The 21,804-nt window shown below is 68.4% G+C and carries 15 protein-coding genes; 7 read left to right on the top strand and 8 right to left on the bottom strand.

The genetic code is table 11. The annotated features are described in order from the left end of the window. Positions 1-80 precede the first annotated feature (80 nt). From AB0H00_RS06495 to AB0H00_RS06480, 4 genes are read right to left on the bottom strand one after another with little or no spacing between them, the layout of a single operon-like run. Positions 81-995, bottom strand: coding sequence for an SDR family oxidoreductase (locus AB0H00_RS06495; protein ID WP_357262428.1), 915 nt, complete (start codon positions 993-995; stop codon positions 81-83). 5 nt (positions 996-1,000) lie between these two features. Then, positions 1,001-2,473: an NAD(P)/FAD-dependent oxidoreductase gene (locus AB0H00_RS06490; RefSeq protein WP_357261750.1), complete on the bottom strand. Its 1,473-nt coding sequence runs from the start codon at positions 2,471-2,473 to the stop codon at positions 1,001-1,003. 38 nt (positions 2,474-2,511) lie between these two features. Continuing rightward, the gene (locus AB0H00_RS06485; RefSeq protein WP_357261747.1) at positions 2,512-3,582 is read right to left on the bottom strand and encodes a PDR/VanB family oxidoreductase; all 1,071 of its coding nucleotides are present in this window, start codon (positions 3,580-3,582) and stop codon (positions 2,512-2,514) included. Further along, positions 3,579-4,454 (bottom strand): metal-dependent hydrolase, encoded by an 876-nt coding sequence (locus tag AB0H00_RS06480; RefSeq protein WP_357261744.1) that lies wholly within the window; start codon positions 4,452-4,454, stop codon positions 3,579-3,581. The genes AB0H00_RS06485 and AB0H00_RS06480 overlap by 4 nt, the downstream gene beginning before the upstream one ends. Before the next feature lie 104 nt (positions 4,455-4,558). Here AB0H00_RS06480 and AB0H00_RS06475 point away from each other — a divergent pair, with 104 nt between their 5' ends. The 5 genes from AB0H00_RS06475 (at position 4,559) to AB0H00_RS06455 (ending at position 9,143) form a co-directional block, all read left to right on the top strand. Continuing rightward, on the top strand, positions 4,559-5,212 hold the full coding sequence (locus AB0H00_RS06475; RefSeq protein ID WP_357261741.1) for a TetR/AcrR family transcriptional regulator: 654 nt from the start codon (positions 4,559-4,561) through the stop codon (positions 5,210-5,212). 592 nt (positions 5,213-5,804) lie between these two features. Beyond that, positions 5,805-6,476 (top strand): TetR/AcrR family transcriptional regulator, encoded by a 672-nt coding sequence (locus AB0H00_RS06470; protein ID WP_357261738.1) that lies wholly within the window; start codon positions 5,805-5,807, stop codon positions 6,474-6,476. Beyond that, on the top strand, positions 6,473-7,399 hold the full coding sequence (locus AB0H00_RS06465; RefSeq protein ID WP_357261735.1) for an SDR family NAD(P)-dependent oxidoreductase: 927 nt from the start codon (positions 6,473-6,475) through the stop codon (positions 7,397-7,399). The genes AB0H00_RS06470 and AB0H00_RS06465 overlap by 4 nt, the downstream gene beginning before the upstream one ends. 152 nt (positions 7,400-7,551) lie before the next feature. Further along, positions 7,552-8,490: an undecaprenyl-diphosphate phosphatase gene (locus tag AB0H00_RS06460; RefSeq protein WP_357261733.1), complete on the top strand. Its 939-nt coding sequence runs from the start codon at positions 7,552-7,554 to the stop codon at positions 8,488-8,490. A 296-nt stretch (positions 8,491-8,786) separates the two neighbouring features. Beyond that, entirely contained in the window at positions 8,787-9,143 is a 357-nt protein-coding gene (locus AB0H00_RS06455; protein ID WP_357261730.1) for a nitroreductase/quinone reductase family protein, read from the top strand. A gap of 787 nt (positions 9,144-9,930) precedes the next feature. On the opposite strand, the gene recD is transcribed toward AB0H00_RS06455, so the two are convergent. The 3 genes from recD to recC form a co-directional block, all read right to left on the bottom strand. Beyond that, entirely contained in the window at positions 9,931-11,835 is a 1,905-nt protein-coding gene (gene recD / locus AB0H00_RS06450; RefSeq protein WP_357261727.1) for an exodeoxyribonuclease V subunit alpha, read from the bottom strand. After that, positions 11,832-15,176: a UvrD-helicase domain-containing protein gene (locus tag AB0H00_RS06445; protein ID WP_357262426.1), complete on the bottom strand. Its 3,345-nt coding sequence runs from the start codon at positions 15,174-15,176 to the stop codon at positions 11,832-11,834. Before AB0H00_RS06445 ends, recD begins: the two co-directional genes overlap by 4 nt. Positions 15,177-15,268: 92 nt before the next feature. Continuing rightward, positions 15,269-18,655 carry an exodeoxyribonuclease V subunit gamma gene (recC, locus tag AB0H00_RS06440; RefSeq protein WP_357261724.1) on the bottom strand — a complete coding sequence of 1,129 codons (3,387 nt, stop codon included), beginning with the start codon at positions 18,653-18,655 and terminating at the stop codon, positions 15,269-15,271. 276 nt (positions 18,656-18,931) lie between these two features. On the opposite strand from recC, the gene AB0H00_RS06435 reads away from it, so the two are divergent. Together AB0H00_RS06435 and AB0H00_RS06430 are read left to right on the top strand one after the other, a co-directional pair. Further along, entirely contained in the window at positions 18,932-19,129 is a 198-nt protein-coding gene (locus AB0H00_RS06435) for a hypothetical protein (RefSeq protein ID WP_357261721.1), read from the top strand. Positions 19,130-19,242: 113 nt separating this feature from the next. After that, a complete protein-coding gene (locus AB0H00_RS06430) occupies positions 19,243-20,127 on the top strand; it encodes a tat pathway signal sequence (RefSeq protein ID WP_357261718.1) in 885 nt (294 codons plus the stop codon). 34 nt (positions 20,128-20,161) lie between these two features. Here AB0H00_RS06430 and AB0H00_RS06425 read toward each other — a convergent pair whose 3' ends face one another. Then, positions 20,162-21,658 (bottom strand): cytochrome P450, encoded by a 1,497-nt coding sequence (locus AB0H00_RS06425; RefSeq protein ID WP_357261715.1) that lies wholly within the window; start codon positions 21,656-21,658, stop codon positions 20,162-20,164. Between the last annotated feature and the right edge of the window lie 146 nt (positions 21,659-21,804).

Genomic DNA, 21,804 nt, shown 5'->3' with positions numbered 1-21,804 from the left:
GCCAGCACGGTGGGCCCTCGAGTATGCTCCGGCGCTGCCGGGAATCTTTCCCACCGCCCCGTGATCGACGAGCCCACGGCTCAGCGCGGCACAGGGCTGATCGGACGGCTCTCGGCGATCCGCTGTTCCACGCGGTGGATCAGAGCGTGTACACGCGGGTCGCGCGCGAGCTGGTTATCGAGGACCACGTTGATCACGCCGCGGAACAGGGCGTACGGCTCCCACTGCGGCGGCGCGATGGTGCGCGGCGCACGGTGTTCGATGCCGTTCGCAAGGGATTCCGCCGCGTCCCGCACCGTGATCCGCCGGTTCAGCGGCCAGGGCAGCAGCGCGCCGAGATCGGCGCCCAGTTCGTCCTCGTCGAGGGTGCCATGCGTCATCGCGGTGTCGACGATACCGAAATACGCGACGCCGGCGGTGGCCCCGACCGCGGCCAGCTCGACCCGCAATGCCCGGCCGAACTGCTCGACCGCGGCCTTGCTCACCATGTAGGGCGAGCCGCCCATGCCCGGCGCGAACGCCGCGGCGGACGAGACCACCACGACGTGCCCCTTGGCGGCGATGATGTCGTCCAGCGCCGGGTGCACCGTGTTGAACACGCCGGTCACGTTGATGCCGATGACGCGATCGAAATCACCGGGGTTCATCGTCCGGATCGTCGCAGGCTGGGGCACCACCCCCGCGTTGGCCACCACCACATCGATCCGGCCGAATCGGGCACGCACCCTGGACATCGCCTCGCGCATGCCGATTCGATCGGACACGTCCGCACGCACGACCACCGCACGCTCCCCCATCGAGCGTCCGACCGCCGCGGCGGCGGCTTGGTCGATGTCGATCAGTGCCAGCGAAGCGCCCGTGGCGTAGAGCTTTTCGGCGAGGGCGCGGCCGATGCCGGTGCCCGCACCGGTGATCACGACCACCCGGCCCCGCACGTCCAGTGTTTCCGCGGCGAACGGGACGGGAAGCGGCAGCACCTGACGCAGCAGGCTCATGACGCTCACCGGGCCCGCACCTCGTAGGACTCCGGATCGAACCGGCTTGTGCGCCGCCGATATTCGAAGCTCCAGTTCGGATATAGCCCGGCGTTGCCACCGTCGGCCGTCTGGTAGTAGCTGCGGCAGCCGCCGGTGAGCCAGGCGGTGTCGCGGCTGCGTTCGCTCACTTCGTCGAGGAAGGCCCGCTGGACCTCCTCACGCACATCGATCCGGTGAATGTTCTGCGCGCGCATGGTGGTCACCGCATCGACGATATAGCGAACCTGCGCCTCGATCATATAAATCGCGGACTGATTGCCCGCCGCACCGAACGGCCCGAGCGTACAGAAGAAGTTCGGGAATCCCGCGAGCGTCGCGCCGAGGTAGCTGCTCGGACGTTCTCGGTATCGGTCGCCGATCGAGCGGCCGTCGGTGCCGTGCACGCGGTCGAAAACCGCGGGCGGCACGCCGAAGCCAGTGCCCCAGATGATGGTGTCCACCTCGTGCTCGACACCGTCGGCGCTGAGGATCGAGTTGGCACGGATCTCCTCGATACCCTCGGTCACCACCTCGACATTCGGTTTGGTCAGGGCCGGATAGTAGGCGTCGGAAAAGATCGCGCGCTTGCACCCGATCACGTAGTCGGGGGTGAGTTTGCGACGCAGAGCGGGGTCGCGGACCTGGCGCAGCAGCTGCAGCTTCGCCACCGCCTCATACGGGTGCCGAAATCGCTTGTCCACGAAGCCGACCAGGCCGAACCCCTCTATGCCGGTGTAGTAGAGGCCGCGCAGCGCCTTGCCGAGCGCAGGGACACGGCGTAGCAGCGCCCGTTCGGCGGACAGCGTACGCCGATCCAGCCGCGAGACGATCCACGGCGCCGAACGCTGGAATACGGTCAGCCTGCCGACTCTCGGCTGGATCTCCGGGATGAACTGCACCGCCGATGCGCCGGTGCCGATCACCGCGACCCGCTCGCCGGTGAGATCGTGCTCGTGATCCCAGTGCAGTGAGTGGAACTGTGTTCCTTCGAAAGTCTCCGCGCCCGGCAGCCGAGGAACCTGCGCCTCGCTGAACGGTCCCACCGCCGACACCAGCACGTCGGCCGTCAGTTCGCCCCGGGTGGTGCGCACCCGCCACCTACTCGCCGCGTCGTCCCAGCGCGCCTCCAGCAGTTCGGTGCCGAACCGCATATGCCGCACCACCTCGTGTCGAACGGCGACCGACCGGATGTAGGCCAAGATCTCCTGCTGGGTGCCGTAGGTGCGCGACCAGTCCGGGTTGGGGGCGAAGGAGTACGAGTACAGCTGCGACGGTACGTCGCAGGCGCAGCCGGGATAGGTGTTCGCCCGCCAGGTCCCACCGAGGTCGTCGGCGCGTTCGAGCACCACGAAGTCGTCGATTCCCGCGGCGCGCAGCGACACCGCCAGCCCCACTCCGGCGATGCCCGCACCGATCACCGCGATCGGGACGTGTCGCGCATCCGCAAGCACAGTCATGTCTTCCTCTCCCACGCGGGCACCGTTACCCGCCGAACTCACAGGTCCAGTTCGAGTTGGCTGCCGCGCGACCGGGATACGCAAGTCAGCATCGCGTGCTCGCGTTCGGCGTCGGGCAGCAGGCGGTCCCGGTGCTCCACCACGCCCGCGCGCACCCTGGTCTTGCAGGTGCCGCAGAAACCCTGCTGGCAGGAGTACGCGACACCCGGCAGCACCCGGCGGATCGCCGCGAGCGCGGACTCGTCGGCGGCCACCTCCACATCGAATCCACTGCGGTGCAGACGGATACGGAACGGCTCGCCGTCCCGTACGGGCAGCGGCGAGAACCGCTCGGTGTGCAGCGAGACCGTCGGGTCGTGCAGGGCGAGCACCGCTCGCGCGGCCGCTGCCAGCGGAGGCGGCCCGCAGACATACACCGCGGCACCGGTCGGTGCCTGCTCGAAGATCATCCTGGCGTCCGGGGCGCCGAACTCGTCGTCCGGCCGTACCACCACGTCACCGCCGGTGCACTCGGCGAGCTCGTACAGAAACGGCATCCGCGACCTGGCGCGGCCCAGATACATCAGCCGCCAGGGCACCCCGGCGCGTTCGGCTGCGGCGACCATCGGCAGGATCGGCGTGATCCCGATACCGCCCGCGACGAACAGATAGCAGGGCGCTTCGACGAAGGCGAAGGCGTTGCGCGGCCCCCGCACACGGAGTCGGTCACCCGCTCGCAGCCGCCGGTGGATCTCCACGGAGCCGCCCTCCCCGCCGGCGATGAGACGCACCGCGATCCGGTATGAGCGGCGGTCGTCCGGGTCGCCGGTGAGCGAGTACTGCCGCTGGCGACCCGACGGCAGGAAGACGTCGAGATGCGCGCCGGGCGTCCAAGCGGGCAGCGGCGTCCCGTCCGGGTCGCGCAGCGTCAGGCTGACCACCTCGTCGGCCTCCTGCTCGATCCGTTCGACGACCACTTCGAAGTCGTAGCCGATGTGCCGCACGGGGTGCGGTCGCGACAGCAGCTGCGCGGCGTCGCCTTCGACAAAGATTCGCTTGTACACGTCGGCCGCCGAACCGATCAGCCGCAGCGCGGCGCCGGGGCGGAACCGCTCGCTGACGGCCGTCATGCGTCCGACGCCCGTGCCGCGGGCGATTGTGCGAGGTAGCGCAGTGCGTTGTCCATCGGGCCCAGCTGCGACGGGTGGAAGCCCGGCCGCAGGTAACGCGGGATTTCGGTGAAGAAGGTAGTGAGGCTGGGCACCACACCCCGGACCGACGCGCTGGCCAGCTGTAGCGGCCAGAAGCGCCCCTTGTTCCTGGACGGATCCTTGGAGAACAAGTAGCCGCCCGAGATGACGAATAGAACGAGCAATCCCGAACTGGCGATGAGCGCCTGCCGCGCCTTGCGCGCGTAGCCGCCGTCGACGTACATGTACGCGTCGTAGACCACGTTGCGGTGCTCGACCTCCTCGGCGCCGTGCCAGCGGATGAGGTCCAGCATCGCCGGGTGCATGCCCTTGGCATCCAGTTTGTCGTTGGTCAGCAACCATTCGCCGATCACGGCGGTGTAGTGCTCCATGCCGGCGAACAGCGCCAGCCGCTCGCACAGCCACTCGTGCTTGGCCCGACCGGTCAGCCCGTGGTCGCCGAGCACCCGGTCGATCAGCCACGCGACCCGCTCGACCATCGGGCCGACCTCGAGACCGAGCCGTTCCAGCTGCCGCCGCGCCTTCTCATGCGAGTTCGCGTGCATGGACTCCTGGCCGATGAAACCGCGGACTTCCTCGCGTAGTCGCTCGTCGTCGATCAGCGGTAGCGCTTCGGCGAGCGCCTGCGCCATCGCGCGTTCGCCTTCCGGTAGCACCAAGTGCATCACGTTGATGATGTGCGTGGCCATCGCCTCGCCGGGGATGTAATGCATCGGCACCGTGGTGAAATCGAAGTCGACGGCGCGCGCGTTGATCGCGTGTGCCTGGTCGACGTAGGCGTCAGGCCCCATATCACACCCCTCGTCAATGGTCGTCGTTCTCGCAATCTATTGGTGACATCACATGCTGTCAACATCACATGATGTCAATTCAGTAGCTATGAGAGGATGACGCCATGGTCGAAGCGGACGGATCGGTTCCGGGTATGCGTCACTGGCGCGGACGCTCGCCCGCCGATCGGGTCGCTGCCCGGCGGGAACAGTTGATCGAAGCGTGCATGGAGTTGATGGCCACGGTCGGCGCCGCGGAGACCTCGATGCGCGGCGTGTGCAGGCAGGCCGGGCTGACAGAGCGCTATTTCTACGAGAGCTTTCCGAACCTGGACGCGCTGCTGACCACCGTGCTCGACACCGTGGTCCTCGGCGCACGCGACCGGCTGCTCGAGGAGCTATCCCATGCGCCGGTCGAACGCGACGCGATGTTCCGCCACATGGTCGGCGTCTTCACCGACTACCTGGTCGAGGACCGCCGCCGCGGCCGGATCATGTTCGTGGAATCTCAGGCCACGCCGGTGCTGATGCCGCACGCCCACGAGCTCATCGGACTGTTCACCGCGCCGATCGCACTGATCATCGGTGCGAGCGACTCGGTGCCCGACGAGTTCGACAACGCGCTCAACGCCAGTGCCATCTTCGGCGCCCTGGCCTACCTCTACCCACCGTGGTTGGACGGCGAGATAGCCGTCCCGCGAAAACGTTTCGACGAGCACGCCGCGAATGTCATCGAACGGATCGCCACGGCGCGCTCCACGTTGGACACCGAGGCCTAGTCCCTCGTTCGGACCAGCTCGGATCGCCACGCGCTCGACCTTGCCTGCACAGTCGAGATCCTCCGGCGAGAACTGGGGATGCACGATCGGCCCGGCGAACCGCTCGATACGGCGAACTCGGTTGGCCAGCCCTCTCCCTAGCGATAGCAGCCGGAGCACGAGACCAGGAATCCCGCGGTGAGCGTGACGATTTCGCCGGTGTCGGCGCGCGCCGCCGACGTCGGATTCGGCAGCGAGGAAGACGCGATGCCGGCGGTATGCGGTTCCGGCCAGCGCTTTCGGCGTCGACCTCCGCGGAAGATGCCCACCCAGGGCCGAGACCGGCAAGGTCGCCGGGCGATCGCGGTCAACTCGGGTGGGCGCCAGGACGGTCTGCATGTAGTAGCTCATGAACAGGTAGAAGCCGAACATCGCCAGGAACATCAGCGTGATGGATACGACGGCAGCGCCACGAACTCGGTGCAGCAGAATGTGCATCGGGCCGCGATCTCGACTTGCAGCGAATACTGCCTGAGGTCGTCTTCCCGATAGTTCATGCCGTTGGACCAAGTGCGGCGTTGACTCTGTATGTAACGATCACTACATTGGCGGTATGTCTAGAAGTTCCGCCGCACCGTCAGGCCGGAGTGGTGTGCAGTCCAGAGACCAGCTACTCGATGTAGCGGAACAGCTGATGAGCGAGAAAGGCTATGCGGGCACGCCTGTGTCGGCCATCTGCAAGGCAGCCGGTGTGGCGCCGACTTCGTTGTACTGGCACTTTGGCAGCAAAGAAGGGTTACTGGCGTCGGTAATGGAACGTGGCGCTGCCCGCTGGTTCGCCGCCTTGCCGCGCTGGAGTGAGCTGACCGGCGATCATCAGCAGCGTGCGGCGACAGTCCAGCGACTTGGCGCCGCGGCCGTCGGCGAGCATCCGCTTTTCCTGCGCCTGTTCTACCTCCTGGCGCTGGAGGCCGGCGCGGACGAGGTTGCGGGTGATTTCGTTCGGCGGGTGCGTGAGCGCGCCAAGAATTACTTCTCCGAGGGCATCGCTGGTTTGCTCGGCGATCTTGCCGCACCAGAGATCGCATGCGATGCGGCAGTCGAGTTGGCGCGGTTCGCGGTCGCCTTTTCCGACGGTTGTTTTTTCGCCAGCCAACTCGAACCCGACGAGGTCGACCTACACCAGATGTACAGCGACCTCCTGACGGCACTGCTCGCCCTGGCGCCCGCCGCACTCGACCGCGCACGGAAAGCGAAAACCGTATCAGCACAGGAGAGCCGATGACCGCACGCACCGTACTGATCACCGGCGGCACCGGCAGTTTGGGCTACCGCGCCGCCGAAGCAATCCTTCGGGCTGATCGAGGCTGGTGCGTGGTCATTACCGGCCGTAATGCCGCGACGGTCGAAGACACTGCTCGCCGACTCGGATCCGACGCCATCGGTCTGCAACTCGACCTCGCCTCGCTCGAGACCGTTCGCGAATTCGCCGACAAATTCTCGACGAACGGGCTGCCACCACTGCATGCGATTGTCTGTAATGCCGGAATTCAAATCGTGTCCGGCACAAGATCGACTGTCGACGGTTTCGAAGAGACATTCGCTGTCAACCACCTCGCACACCTGCTGCTCGTGCGCAGGCTATTACCGCGAATGGCCACGCCCGGTCGGGTGGTGTTTGTCGCGAGTGATACCCATGATCCCACCAAACCTACCGGCATGCCCGCACCCGCGTACACCACAGCGGCCGACCTTGCCCATCCGACTGCGACTGACCCCGAGGGCACCGGCCCGTCGGGGCGACGCCGATATACCACGTCCAAACTTTGCAACGTCCTCACCGCCTACGAACTCGCCCGGCAACTCGATACCGGACCGTATCCAGCGATCACGAGCAACGCCTTCGATCCCGGCTTGATGCCCGGCACCGGCCTGGGTCGGGACTATCACGGCATCCAAGGATGGGCTTGGCGAAACCTGCTCCCCAGCCTCACCGTGGTCCCCGGCCTGAACATACACACACCACGCCGCTCCGCAACAGCGCTGGCACGACTCATCCTGGACCCTGAGCTCGAAGGAATCACCGGCGGCTACTTCTCCGGTCGACGCCGAATCGCGTCCTCTGCGGACTCCTACGACCGAAAGAAGGCAACCGACCTGTGGACTACGAGCAACAAGCTCGTAGGGCAGTCCGCCACTCTGGCGTGAACTGATGCGGCATGGCAAGTCATCAGTTCGAACCGAGGCACCACGCACCGGGTGAATTCGACGAAAGTCAATGAGGGAAAAGGCGTTCGGGCAGACCTGGTCGCGAAAGGGCCCTTCGGTGTTTCCGTTGCGCGCATGCGAGACTCGTCACGATGCTCACCTACTTTCAAGCGGCTGTCATCGGCGCGGTGCAGGGTGTCACCGAACTTTTCCCGATCTCGAGCCTCGGGCACTCCGTGTTGGTTGCCGCATGGCTCGGCGACGATTGGAGGAAGTTGGCCGTCCAGAGCGAGTCCATCACGGGCACACCGTATCTGGCGTTCGTGGTCGCGTTGCATGTGGCGACGGCAATGGCGCTGCTCGGCTACTACTGGCGCGACTGGTGTGCCATCGGCGCCGGTTTCATCACCACGCTGCGGACCAGGCGCCTCGACACTGTTCCCCAGCGGCTCGCGTGGCTGATCGTGATCGCCACCGTCCCGGTCGGTGTGCTCGGGCCGTTGCTGGAACATCCGCTGCACGCGCTGTTCGCGGCGCCGACATACGCCAGCATTTTCCTGACCCTGAACGGTGTCGTGCTGATCGTCGGTGAGGGACTGCGCCGACGCAACGAGCCGTCACTGGCGGAATACGGGCGACGGTTCGCCCGACGGGAGGCACGCGAATGCGTTCTCCGCGCCGAAGCCGAAACGGGCCGCCAATCCGACCGGCCACTGGCCGCCCTCGGGGCCGTGGATGCCATCGGCATCGGGTTCGCCCAAGTCGGCGCGCTGCTGACCGGCTTCAGCCGGGCGGGTCTGACCATGGTCGGCGGTTTGTGGCGTGGTCTCGAACGCGAGCACGCCGCCAAATTCGCCTTCCTGCTTGCCACTCCGGCGATCCTGGGCGCGGGGGTACTGGAAATACCGGAACTGGTCGGGCCGAAGACCGACGGCATCCGAGGACCGGTGCTGGTCGGCGCCATCGTCTCCGGGGTGTCGTCGTGGCTGGCAGTGCGGTTCCTGGAGCGATACTTCCACACCCGCACGCTGCTGCCGTTCGCGGTTTACTGCCTGGTCGCCGGGCTGCTCTCGATTGTCCGATTCAGCTGAGGTCTCGTCCGGTGCAGGCCGAACCCGACCATTGCGTGGCACGGCGCGCAACGGGGCGCGGCCGCTTCCACTGGCATCGCCTTTCGACTCCCGACTGATGCCGCGCCGCGAAATTGATGTCACGCCGTACTCACCCTCGAACTATGCGCGCTCACGCCGAGCAGGATGGCGCGCGAGCCGAGCGTCAGTCACTGCGCAGTCGACCGAGGCTGACACCGAGACCGAGGCGGGCTACCGCTGCGGCGGGCTAGGGTGGTCGTGTTCGGATACTTCCGCTTGCTGACCAGGAGAATATCGTGGGGCTGAAAACGGGGCTGGGGCGCGTCGCGCGAGGATTCAATACCGGGGTGGTCGCCCTCCTCGAGGTTCCGGTGCTCGGGCCTTTGATGGGCAAGGGGTTCGTGGTAATCACGTATGTGGGGCGGCGGTCCGGGCGGACATTCAGCACGCCCGTGAACTACCGGCGAAAGGGCAACGAGCTCCTCATCGGAGTCGCCCTGCCGGACACAAAGAGCTGGTGGCGAAACTTCCTCGATGAGGGCGGTCCGATCACGCTGCATTTGAATGGTGCCGATCGGCGCGGACATGCCGTGGCACGACGCGACGAACGCGGCCGTGTCATGGTGAAAGTGCGGCTCGACGAGGCGAGCTGACCCGAATTCCCGCCCTGGCAGCAGTATACGAGTTCACCCAGCTCACCTCGGCAATGTCGATATCGTGCGGCCATTGTTGCCGAGGTGGTGCGCTGCCCGACGAAACCACGGGATCACCTCACCTTTCCCCGATGTATCTCCGTGATCCGCGCATATCTCCGGTTGCAGGGCTCGCTGATCTCATTCTCCCGCCGTCGCACACGTTCTCGCAATTGCGTACGATCGCTGCGCGCTCGGACGTGGCGGCGTCCGCTCGGTAGCGGGGAGGTGACCCGCCCGGACGACGTAACAATGCCGGGCGGGTCACGCATTTCAGGAACAACACCACTGCGAGGCGTGCGTTGGCGATCGGTCGTGGAATGCAGGGTCGCACATACCAATCGAGCCCCGGACCGATTCGTGTCGGTTCGGGGCTCGTTCGGGGGTATTCGCGCCTACCAACCGATCGCTCAATGGTTGACAAGACGAATGTACCTCTGAGCATAGAGAATTGCCGAATCGGTGCAGCCATCTGCTCTTCGCCTCGGCCGGGCAATAAACCAGGCCGACGCCTCGGAATCAGCGACGTGTTCTGCCGACAGCCGCGGATTCAGCGAAAATCGAAATGCGTTCCGGCGCCTGCAAGTACTCGTCGATCTGTCACGCGGCAGCGTCCAGCTGCGCGGGGACGGCGAGCATCCCGGGCTGATCCGGGTGACGAGCACGGCGTCGCGGCTTCGATGGGATTGGGGACCCGGGCGGGCGCGCGGGCATCGTGGCGAGCAACAGCATCGCGAAGGTGCTTCCGTCATCGAGCGCCCGGTCCCCCATCCCGGCGCGACAGTCCACTGGCGCGCAGCACTCGACGCGCGATGCCCGCACGGACCGAATCGTCGGTCCCGATGATCCGCACATGGCGGCGGGCACGGGTGATCGCGGTGTAGAGCAGTTCCCTGGTGAGCAAGGTCGATTCAGGCTCTGGCAGCACGACCGAGACGGTGTCGTACTGGCTGCCCTGGCTGCGGTGGATGGTCATCGCGAACACTGTCACCACCGCGGGAAACTGCGTGGGGTGGACCAGGTATGGTTCACTGCCGCGTTGCAGTGCCGCACGGAGCGAACCGTCAGGCATCCGAACGACGACGCCGGTGTCGCCGTTGTAGATGCGGGCCTCGTGATCGTTCGCGGTGACCAGCAACGGCTGGCCGGGATACCACGGCGCCTGATGCGAGTCGGGCCCCGCTCCCGCGGCGGCGGCCCACTCGGCGGCCATTCCGTCCCAGCGTTCGACGCCGAAGGGGCCCTGCCGGTGGGCACACAGCAACCGGTGCGATTCGAGGGCGGTGAGCGCGCCGGCTGCGTCCCCGTCGAGCGCCGCGGCCGTGACCGCGTGAGCGGCCCGCGCGACGTCGGCACGGACCGCGGCCATGTCGTCGGACGCGCTCAGCGACAGTTCGGTACCGCCCGCACGCAACAGTCCGAGCGCGGTGTCGGCGTCGCCGGCCCGTACGGCGACGGCGAGATCCGCGATCCGGCCGCCGAACCTTCGTCCGCGGGTCAACCGGACGATGCCGCCACGCAGACGGATCCGCTCCAGCGCGGTCAATCCTTCCGGATGAGCTTCGGGCGTAGCCGATTCCAGGCCGATGACCTCGTCGAGCACCGGGTTCCGGGCGCCCGCGACAGGTCCGGCGACCAGGTCGGCGAGCACCGCGCCCGCGTCGACCGAGGCGAGCTGGTCCGGGTCGCCGACCAGGACCAGTCGGGTGTCGGGGCGCAGCGCGGCCAGCAGCCTGCTCATCATGGTCAGCGAAACCATCGATGTCTCGTCCACGACGATCACGTCGTACGGCAGCCGGTTGAACTCGTGGTGCTTGAACCGGGTGGTGCGACCGCGCTGCCAACCGAGCAGCCGGTGCAGGGTGGCGGCGGTGAGCTCGGGCAGCCCGAGCGATTCGGCCTGCTCACGCACGGATTCCTGCAGTCGAGCCGCCGCCTTGCCGGTCGGGGCGGCCAGCGCGATGCGCAGGGCAGGCAACTTCGGGGTGGCCTTGCGATGTGCGTCCAGCAACGCGATGATCCGCGCGATGGTGTGGGTCTTGCCGGTGCCGGGACCCCCCGCGACCACGGTGGTCCAATGCGTCGCGGCCAGCGCGGCCGCCAGACGCTGGCGGTCGAGCGTCGCACCGGTCGGCGTCTCGAACAAACGGTCCAGTTCGCGGCGCACGATCTCCTGATCGACCACCGGATGATTGCCGGACCGTTCGGTGAGCACCCGACGGATGGTCTGCTCCTGTTGGTAATAACGATCCAGGTAGAGCAGTGGCCCGGAATCGTCCGCGCTTTGCGATTCGACCAGTCGCAACGGCCGCAGCGGCCCCGCCGGTCCGCCGCGCACCAGCGGGCTGACCCGCAGCGCGGCCACCACCGCGGCGATGTCCGGCCACGGCAGCGTCGCCGGATCGATTCCAGCGTCCCAGGTTTCGTCGGCGTCGACGCCGATCTCCCGCATCCGATGCAGCTCGAGGCACACCGACCCGGACCGCACCGCGCGCACGGCCAGCGCCGCGACGAACAGCACCTGCTCGGACGGCTCCCCGCCCAACCTGCCCAACCTGAGCGCGACATGCACGTCGGCGGCCGACAACACGCCAGCCTCGTTGAACGTGCGCAACAGCCCGGTTCCCCGCTGCGCCAGCTGAATCGAGGTCATCGCCCGTCCTCTCCTGCCAGCAACGCCGACAGCGCGACGATCAAATCGACGGGCGGGTTCCAGTCGAAGACACCACAACCCGCGGGCGTTCGCGGGCCGATCATGCCGCGCACGAACAGGTATCGCGCGCCGCCGAGGTGGCGGGCCGGGTCGTAGCCTGGCAGTCGCCAGCGCAGATACCGATGCAGGGCAACGGAATACAACAGCGCCTGCAGCGGATAGTGGGACCGCAGCATCTCGCCGGCCATGCGATCGCGGGTGTAGTGCGCGACGGTGAGGTCTCCGGTGCCGAGCCGATTGGTCTTGTAGTCGACGATGACGAAGCGCGGGTCCGTGCCGTCCGTGACGCGCAGGACGGCGTCGATGCTGCCGGTCAGATACCCGCGCAGCGGAATGTCCTCCAGCGCCGCCAGATGGTCCGCGTATTCGAACAGGTCGTCGTCCGGCGGCAAGTGGGCGCGCACCAGGTCGGCGATCCGCCGCAGCGTCGCCGCGGCGCCGCCGGGCCGGTCGCCGCCCGCCAGCGGCAGTTCGAACTCCAGCTCGTTGAGCCGGTCGCGGCAGGGAATGTCAGCGAGACAGCCGCGATCGAGCGGAGTGCGCAGCACGGCGAGCAGCGCAGTGGCGAGCAGCTCCGGGTCCGCCTCGGCCATCAGTTCGGTCACGGCCTCGCGGCACCGGTCGCGCACCTCGGTGTCGAGGTCCGCGGTGTCGGTGTCGATGCGCTCCAGCACGCCGTGCACGAGGGTGCCGAACTCCGCGCCATACGGCAGCGCGTTCATCAACGAGGCGATGCCCGCCTGCTCAGGCTTGGATTCGGCGACCAGCGGGGTGCCGGTGGGCTCATCGGCGACGCCTATGGCTTCCTCGGGTTCGCTGTCGACCTCCGGCGCGGCGGGTCCGTGCGCGGAGGCGGTCAGTGCCGAATACGAGGTGCGCCGCCACTGCTGGTCCAAGGCTCGGTCGAACCGGGCGACCGCCAGCTCGCCGGTTGCGGGCTCGGTGCGAACTCGCCGGATCGCGACATCGTCGGCACCGGCCACCGCCGTGACCGCGATCGCCTCCGGCGCGCTCGCCGCCCATGCCGAAAGGGTTGACGCCGCAACGGTATCCGCCGGGACCGCGGCGCGGGCAGGCACCGCGGCGCCGCCCTCTGGCCGCCCGAACACCATCCGGTGCAGCGGAGAGGCCGCTGTGCTGATCGCGGGCGCCCACCAGGCGACGATCTGGCACATGGCCCTGGTCAGCGCGACGTACAGCAGCCGAAGCTCCTCCCCCGCCTCCTCGGATTCGCAGCGCCCTTTGCGTTCGGCGTATCCCGGGGCGTCCGGACCACCCACGTCGAGTACGCGCGCACCATCGTCGGCGTGGAACAGCAGCGTCGCCGGATACGGGTTCTTCGCGCTGTCCCATGCGAAAGGCACATAGACGACGGGGAACTCGAGCCCTTTACTGGCGTGCACGGTCGCGATCTGCACGGCAGCGGCGTCGCGGTCGAGCCTGCGACTGCGATCGGCCACGGCGCCGGAGGCGGGATCACGCACCCGGTCGGCCAGCCACCTGGTCAGCGCGGTCAGCCCGAGTCCCTCGGTGACCGCGACCTGATCGAGCAGCTGCGCGAGGTGGCGCAGGTCGGTGAGCTGGCGTTCCCCGTTCTCGATGGCGAGCAGCCGCTGCGCGAGACGCGCTTCGGCGGAGAGCTTCTCGAAGACGGCGGCGAAACCCGCACGGGCGAACAACCGCGCCGCGTCTCGCAGTTGTGCGCTGATCCGACCGACCAGGTCGGCGCCACCACTGTCGATCTCGGCCGCCGTGACACCGAGCAGCGGCGTGCACGCGGCAAGCCGCACCCGGTCGCCGCGGTGCGGCTGTTCCAGCGCCCGCAGCAGCCATAGCCAGTCGGTCGCGCCGCTGGTCGCGAAGACGCTGGTGCCGCCGGCGAGCACGGAAGCGACACCGACCCGGTCCAGCGCGGCGCGCACCACATCGACCTGTGACCGGGTCCGCACCAGGACCGCGATATCGCCGGGCCCTACCGGCGTGCGCACCGCGGGGCCGGGCGTCCGGAGCCCGCTGGCATCGGCGGCGACAACAGGTTCAGCTTTCGCGTCGAGCAGGACACCGGATTCGAGTAGGCGGACGATGTCGGCGGCCAGATCGGCGGCAACCTCGGCCCGCATCCTGCCCACTGTCGGGAAGCCGGACTTGTTCAGCGGACCCGCGCCGGTCCGCGGCAGGCACCGCACCCGCATCGGGGTGGTCAGCTCCCCGGGGCCGGACAGACGCGACCACGGCCTGGTCGCGGCGACCGGGTGCACAGTGATCTCCGGGTGTCCCAAAGCCGCGCCGCCGTGCAGGTGGTCCAGCGCGGCAAGCAGCCCTGCGTCACTGCGCCAGTTGGTGGTGAGTTCCATACGAGTGTCGGCGTGCGCGACCGCGTCCAGGTAGCTGAGTACCTCGGCGCCGCGGAAAGCGTAGATCGCCTGCTTCGGGTCGCCGACCAGCACCAGAGTGGCGTGCCCATGGAAGGACCTGCGCAGGATGTCCCACTGCAGCGGGTCGGTGTCCTGGAACTCGTCGACGAGGGCGACTCGGTACCGCGCGCGGATGCGGCGGCAAGCGCGCGGGCCGTGCTCGGGATCGGCGAGCACGTCGTGCAGCAAGACCAGCAGGTCGTCGAAGTCGCGCAGGCCGGCCAGTCGTTTGCGACGCTCGGTCTCCGCGCGCACCGCGCGCGCGAATGCCACCCGCTCACCCGCCGCGGACTCGTCGTCCGGAACGAGCACCGCGTGCCGGTCCCGCACCGCCGCCAAAGCCAGGGTGCGCGCCTCTTTCAGAGAGAACCGCGGTTCGGCGCGGGCGTAGCGGTTGAGGTACAGATCGTCGGCGACAGTGCCGACGAGATCGTCCACGGTCTCCACCAGCCGAGAGCCGGGATCGTGTTCTCCCGCGAGACCTAGTTCGTCGAGCATGCGCTGGCAGAAGCTGTGGGTGGTGGCGATGGTGCCCGCGTCGAAATCCGAAAGCGCTGTCAGCAACCGGCGCCGCCGCAGCCGCACCTCGTCGTCGTCGGCTCGCGCCAGATATCGAACCAAGTCGTCGGCGTGTGCTCGCGCCGAGTCCGGATCCGTCAGCCCCGCCGCGACGGCGACGAACCGGTCACGCGTGCGTTCCCGCAGCTCCTGTGTCGCCGCCCGGCTGAACGTCACAAGCAGCAGCTGCGACACGTCGATGCCGGCTTCGGCGACGTACCGTACGGCCAGACCCACGATGGCGTGCGTCTTGCCGGTGCCCGCGCTGGCCTCCAGCACGGTCGTTCCCGTCGGCAGCGGACCATACAGCTGGAACGGATCGGTGGAGTCGAATCCGGGCGCGGCGAGTTCGGCAGGCCGGGCCGTGCCGAACGGATGGTCACGGACCGCGCCGTGGCCGTTCACGGCTGCCCCTGGCTTTCCGCGCCGAGCAGCGGAGCCCACATCCGTCGTGCCAGCGCGCCGAAGCGGGTGGCCTCGCCGGGCTCCCCCACGGGAGCGGGCGCGGCCATCAGGTCGTCGAGGCGCGGATCCGGACCCCACACGTAGCGCAGGTGGCGGTCGGTGTGATCGCCGAACGGGCCGGGACCGTTGGGGCCGCCGTCGAATTCGCGTACGGCCGCGGCAACGGCGTCGTGGATGCTCGCGCCACGGAAGCGGCGTTCGGCATAGACCGCGGTGGCGGCGGGCGCGATGGGCAGCGGCTCGGTCAGTCCCAGTTCACGCATGGTGACAAGCTCCCGCAGGATCTCCCTGGCTACGGGCGCATCGGGTGCGGTGAGCTCGCAACGCCATGTCGGGCGGCCGAATCGGCCGCGGCCGGTGCTCACCGCACGCCAGGACCGATCCTCGGTGACGGTGAGGGCGAGAAGCGAAACCCACGCACCGATGCGATGTTTCGGGGCCAGGCGGGAGAAGGTTGTACGGACCAGGGTGTCACCGCGCACCTCGGGCACAGTGCCGGTGAGCCTGCGGCCGTTGCCCAGATCCACCACCACGTCCACGGCTCGCGGAGTACCCGCGTAGTCGGCCTGCGAGGCGCGGACCAGCCGGTCTACGGTGTGCTCGACCTCGTCGAGAACGGCGGCGCCGAAGCCGAAGGGCGGCAGCGTACCGCGCCGCCACTCCGCCGCGCGCAACCCGGCCGGATCGGCGCCGGTCAGACGGGCCGCTAGGAGGCGCTCGCCCAGCTCCCACTTCGCCAAGCCGTCGAGTTCGATGGGCAGCCGGTCGGCGATGTCCTCCTCGTGCTCAGGGACCCGCAGGCCGAGCCGCTGCCAGAGGAACGCGCGCACCGGATGCTCGACGAAAGCGATCAGATCGGCCAGTGCGACATCCGCCGCCTCCGGCGCGGGCAGCGGTGTCGCGAGGAATGGGGGGCGCGCTTGCGCGGGCCGGTCGGCCGCGTGCGCAGCGGCCAGCGCCACGGTGTCGAAGCTGAACGGCCGCTCGGCACGGAAATTGCGAAGGTCGAACGGCTGCAACGGATGCCGGGTGACGACCGCGCTCATCGCCGCGGCGCCCACATGGGCCCGCAGCGCGTCCAGCAGCTCGGCGACCGGGATCGCGGGCGGGCGGTGTGCACCGCTGACCGGGTCCGCGCCGGTGTGGAGCACCAGCAGCGTGTCGCGCGCCGCGAGGACCGCATCCAGCAGCAGTTGCCGGTCCTCGCTGCGCGGATCCCGCTCCCCGAGCAGCGGTTCCCGGGCGAGCACGTCGTCGCCGACGACACCGCCCGCGCGCGGGAACACGTCGTCGTCCAGTCCGAGCAGCACCACCACCCGGTGCGGCACCGACCGCATCGGTACCATCGTGCACACGGTCAGCTCGCCGGTACGGAAGTTGGCCCGGGCCGGCCGCGCCGCCAGCCGCGAGCGCAGCAGCACCGCGACATCGGCCAGCCGCAACGGCACCTCGCCCGCGTGGTCGGTGGCGGCGGCGATCTCCTGCCTGGCCTCCGTACGCACCCAGGCCTGGGCGTCCGCCACATCCGTCAGCAGGTCGAGCGCGCGGCCGAGCACCGCGGCCCACTCGTGCGCCGGGCGGGGACCACGCAGGTCGCGCAGGCACACAGCCAGCCGATCGATGAACTCGGCGAAGCGTCCGGCCAGGTCGACGTCGTTGCTGTCCACGTCGTCCAGCGGAAGCACGAGATCCAGCCAGTCGTCGGAGGTTTCGCCCGCCGTGACGCCGAGCAAGATCCGATCCACCGCGCTGTTGAGTGTGTTCTGAGCGAAGTCGGCCAACCCGAACGCCTGCCGCTGGCGCTGCCCGATCCCCCACCGCGCGCCCGATTCGGCCGCCCACTCGCGCAGCCGCTCGATGTCCTCGTCATCGAATCCGCAACGGCGCCGGACTGTTTCGGCGGCTGCGAGGTCGAGCACCTGGGTGACGGTCACTCGGCCGTCGGCCAGCTCGAGCAGGACGCCGATCACCGCGAGCAGCGGGTTGGTCACGCCGCGTCCGCGATCGGCCAGGCGCACCCGCAGCCGATGCGCCGGGTGCTCTGAATCGTCTTGCCACTCGGACGGTCCCGGCATGCGCTGCCCGAACGCGGCCCGCACCAGCGGCGCGTATGCCTCCACCTCGGGACACATGACGAGCACATCTCGCGGCTCCAGAGTCTCGTCGGCGGCGAACAGTCCGAGCAGGCAGTCCCGCAACACCTCGACCTGCCGCGCGGGACCGTGACACGCGTGCACCTGCACGGTGCCGTCGGCGCCGACCTTGCCGGCCGTCGACGGCCGGCAATCATCCCGGATCCCGACCTGTAACGCGCGCAGCAATGTCGTGGGCAGCGAATCCTCGTCCAGCGCACCAACTTCCGCCGAACGAGGAGTGCCTTCCTTCGAGGGATGGTATGTATCGGTGCCCGTTGCGGCGAGTTCGGCCAACCGCTGCTGGAGTTCCCGGACGTCGCGGGCCAGTCCCGCAAGCAGCGGATGCGCCACCGCTGTCGCGGTGCGATCGTCGGCGCGCTTCCGCACCGCGGACGTCCGGTCCAGGCGCGACCACATGGCCGGGCTCGGATGCGCCAACCAGAGATGGATCTCGCGGCCCCCCGCCAGCGCTGACAGCACCGCGAGCTGGTCGCTGGGTAGCCGGGTCACGCCGAACAGTGACAGTCGGGGCGGCAGCGTCACCAGACCCGGTTCCGCGCGCAGCCGCGCGCAAGCGGCATCCAGTCGCTCGGCCGGACTCGGCGCCCCGATCTCGGCGCGCAGCTTGCGCCACAGCATCGGCTGCCAGCGCAGGTCGTCGGGCACCTCTCCGCCCGCGCCATCGGCATCCAGGCCCGCCGCCCATGCGGTGAGCAGCTCCGGACGCTGCGAGCCGTAGCTGTCGAACAGCGCGCCCAGGTGAGCCGCGGTGGCGTACCGCCTGCCGAGGCGGTGATCGCGAGCCGAGGCGTCCTGCGCGCCGAGATGCCTGGCCAGTACGGCGCACCACGGTTCGGACAGCGAAGCGTCGATCACCCGCATCAGGCTCCACACCACCCGCTCGTGCGCCCACGGATCATCAGCGGGGCGTACCCCACTCGCCGCGGCGAGTACTTCCGAGACCAGCGCGGCCGGGGACGGGAAGGCAATATTCGCACAGATACCGTCCGCCGCGTGGGCGGCCCCGAGCACCGCCGACAGCGTCTGCGTCAGCCATCGCTCCACACCTTTCGCGGGCACCGCCACCACCTCGGCCGCGAACGGGTCCGCCTGCGGCGTCGTCAGCGCACCGGCGAGCGCCTCGGCAAGGACGTCGGCGCGCTCGGCACGGTGGATGTGCAGCGGCATCTGCGCCCTCTCGGTCGATGTGTCGGACTGCGCTGGAAGTTCGCGGCTCCCTAATTACTCGGGGATGGCGCGGCCCCTCGGGCTTCGTGCACGTTTATACGCCCAGCGACCGACGCGCAACTGCATCACCCCTGGCGGACCGAAGTGAAATAGACCACACGAGAACGGATTCGTCCGCCGTGTCACGCAGGATCCGCGGGCCTGATGTGCAACAGTGCTGAACCGGGGAGGAACGAGAGAGCTGCACCGAAAGGCTGGTTCGCGTTCATGGATGCGATGGTGATTCCCCTGGTTCCGAGAGGTGGGTTCACGGTCCGCCGGATCGGTGACTGCTGGGAGCTCGTCAACTCCCGCCACTACGGTCGCACCGTCATCCTTCATTCCTGGCCCCGCGACCGGCACACCGAGGCGTTCGAGCACTGCTACCGCCTCAACGGACGCACCGTCGAAGAGCTGCGCGCCGCTTTCCGCTGACCATACCCATGGCCGAAACCCACTGCGGCACAAGTGTGCAACCAGCGCTAGCACAACCTGTGACCGAGCTCAAGACGTGCGTCCGGAGCCGGGATGTGCGATCGTGGTCCCTCGTGCGTTACCCGATCCCCGCCACCCGGGCCATTCCCCGCGTCGCCGCCTCAGCCTGTGTCCTCGCCGCCGCGGCGATTCTCGTTCCGAGCGTGCCCGCCATGCTCCCGACCGCGGGCGCGGCGCCGCTCGCGCATACGCAGGCGTGCCTGCCCGGTTTCGACTGCGATATGAGCAGCCGCATCGCCAGCGTCGACGCCTACCTGAGCAGCCGTCCCGGCATCACCGGCTACGTCGTGCGCGACCGGGTCTCCGGCGGGGTCTACGCCAACGGCAATGCGGAGAACGCGGTCTGGACCGCGTCCACGATCAAACTCGCGATCGCCGCGGATCTGCTGAACCGCGCACGCCTCGGGGCGATCACCCTGTCGCCGGACGACCGCGGGCTGCTGGAATCAATGCTGGCCACCTCCAACGACGGCGCCGCGGACCGGTTGTGGGTCAAGTACGCGGGCATCGACCGTATGGCGTTCAACAACGCGTTCCGCGCCAACGGGATGTCCACGCTGGAGCCGCAGCCGACCAACACCGCCCTGTTCCCGGACTGGTCGTTCCAGAAGTGCACCGCCGCCGACCTGGATCGGCTGATGGACCACATCCTCAACCAGATGCACCCCGACGACCGCAACTACCTGGTCGACCGGATGCGTGCGGTGGACTCCAATCAGCACTGGGGCGTGTGGGGCGCGGGTGAGCAGATGCGTCCTGGCCTGAAGAACGGCTGGTCCGCCGAGCAGGGTGGCTGGGTCGTGAACTCGGTCGGCTTCGCAGGGCCGGGGGAGCGCTACACCCTGGCCGTGATGAACTCGCTGGGTGACACGGGCGGCTACGCAGAGGGCGCCGACACCGACACCAAGGTCGCCCAGCTGCTCTTCTCCGGACGCTGACGCGCAGCGTCCGCCGGGGTGGTGCGCTCTCCCGTCAGTCGGCCGAGCGCCTGCGCAGCGTCATCGGCGCACCGTCCCTCGGGAAGGGGATCGTGGTGAATCCCCAGGGCATTCGATATTTCTCCCGGATGGACCACTCGTACTCGCGCACCAGTGCGGCGGTCACCGTCTTCACCTCGAATGTGCCGAAGTGCATCCCGATGCACTTGTGCGCGCCCGCGCCGAACGGTAGCCAGGCCAGACGGTGCGACTTGTCCTCGCGCCGCTGCTCGCCGAACCGCTCGGGATCGAATACCTCCGGCCGCGTCCACAGCTGAGGCAACAGGTGATTGACCTGGTAGGCCACATCGACCGGGGCGCCCGCCGGAATGTAGTGGCCCGCGATCTCGGTGTCACGCACAGCGCGGCGCGAGAACCCGGGAACCGGCGGCATCAGCCGCAGGCTCTCCTTGACCACCAGATCCAGATCGCGCAGACCCTCCAGGTCCGCGATGGTCGGCGGCGCGTTGCGGACCCGGTCGTCCATCGCACGGACCTCGGCGCGCACCCGTTCCTGCCACTCGGGATGTTTGCCCAGGTAGTAGGCGACCGCGGTGGCAGTCGTGGTCGTGGTGTCGTGCGCGGCCATGATCAGGAAGATCATGTGGTTCACCACGTCGGCGTCGCCGAAGACACCGCCGTCCTCGCTACGCGCATGACACAGCCCGGAGAAGAAGTCCGGCGACACAGTGCGGCGCTTCTCCGGCAGCATCGCGGTGAAGTACTCCTCGAGTACCTTGCGGCCGCGCAGCCCGGCCCGCCAGTTGCCGCCCGGCACCGAGTGCCGGATGATGGCAAGCCCGGCGTGGGTGCAGTCGACGAAAGCATCGATGAGCTGTTTGCGCCGTGCACCGACGTCGACGCCCATGAAGCTCTCTCCCGCGATATCGAGGGTGAGCTCCTTGATCATGGGATACAGGCCCACGGTGCGTTCCGCGTTGCGCCCCTGAGGAACCCACCGTCCGATACTCGCGCGCACCACCGGGGTCAGCGCGGCGAGATGCGCCTCCAGCCGGTCTCTGGTGAAGGCCTGTTGCATGATCCTGCGGTGGAATTTGTGTTCGTCGAATTCCAGCAACAGCAATCCGCGGCGGAAGAACGGGCCGATGAAGTAGTCCCAGCCCTGCCCGAAATCGCGGCGCCTGCGGCCCAGCACCTCGTCGATCGCGTCCGGACCGGCGACCAACACCCGATCGACGCCGAGCGAGGTGTTCAACGAGACCGGACCGTATCGGCGATAGCGCTCCATCATCTCGGCTGGACCCCAGCGCATGTAGTGCAACGCCCGGCCCAGATATGGCAACCCCGCGTCGCCCTGGACCGGGGCGATCGCGCTGCCCTGCGGTGGAGTGGCCAGCACCTGGTGCCGTTCCGGCAGCAACCCGAGGGCGCGGTCGATCAAGTGCCTATGCGGGACCTCGATCAGCGCTTGATTCTCGGATTCGGACTGCACGCTGGGCTTTCGGCCGACCACACGGTCCCCGGCGACCATGGCAAACCTCCTCAGCGACGATTTCCATCGTATTCTTCTTCGCGCATTCGCTCGGTCGGTTCGCGCGACATGCCTCGCCGCAATCGCCCGGCAGCGGTGAGATGTCGCACTGCGACATGCCAGGACCGGGATCTCGTCGTGACGGT

The sequence above is a fragment of the Nocardia sp. NPDC023852 genome, assembly GCF_040639505.1.
In the GTDB taxonomy this organism is placed as follows: domain Bacteria; phylum Actinomycetota; class Actinomycetes; order Mycobacteriales; family Mycobacteriaceae; genus Nocardia.
The sequence above is the reverse complement of the archived record's forward strand: the minus strand, read 5'-3'. Positions and strand labels throughout refer to the sequence as shown.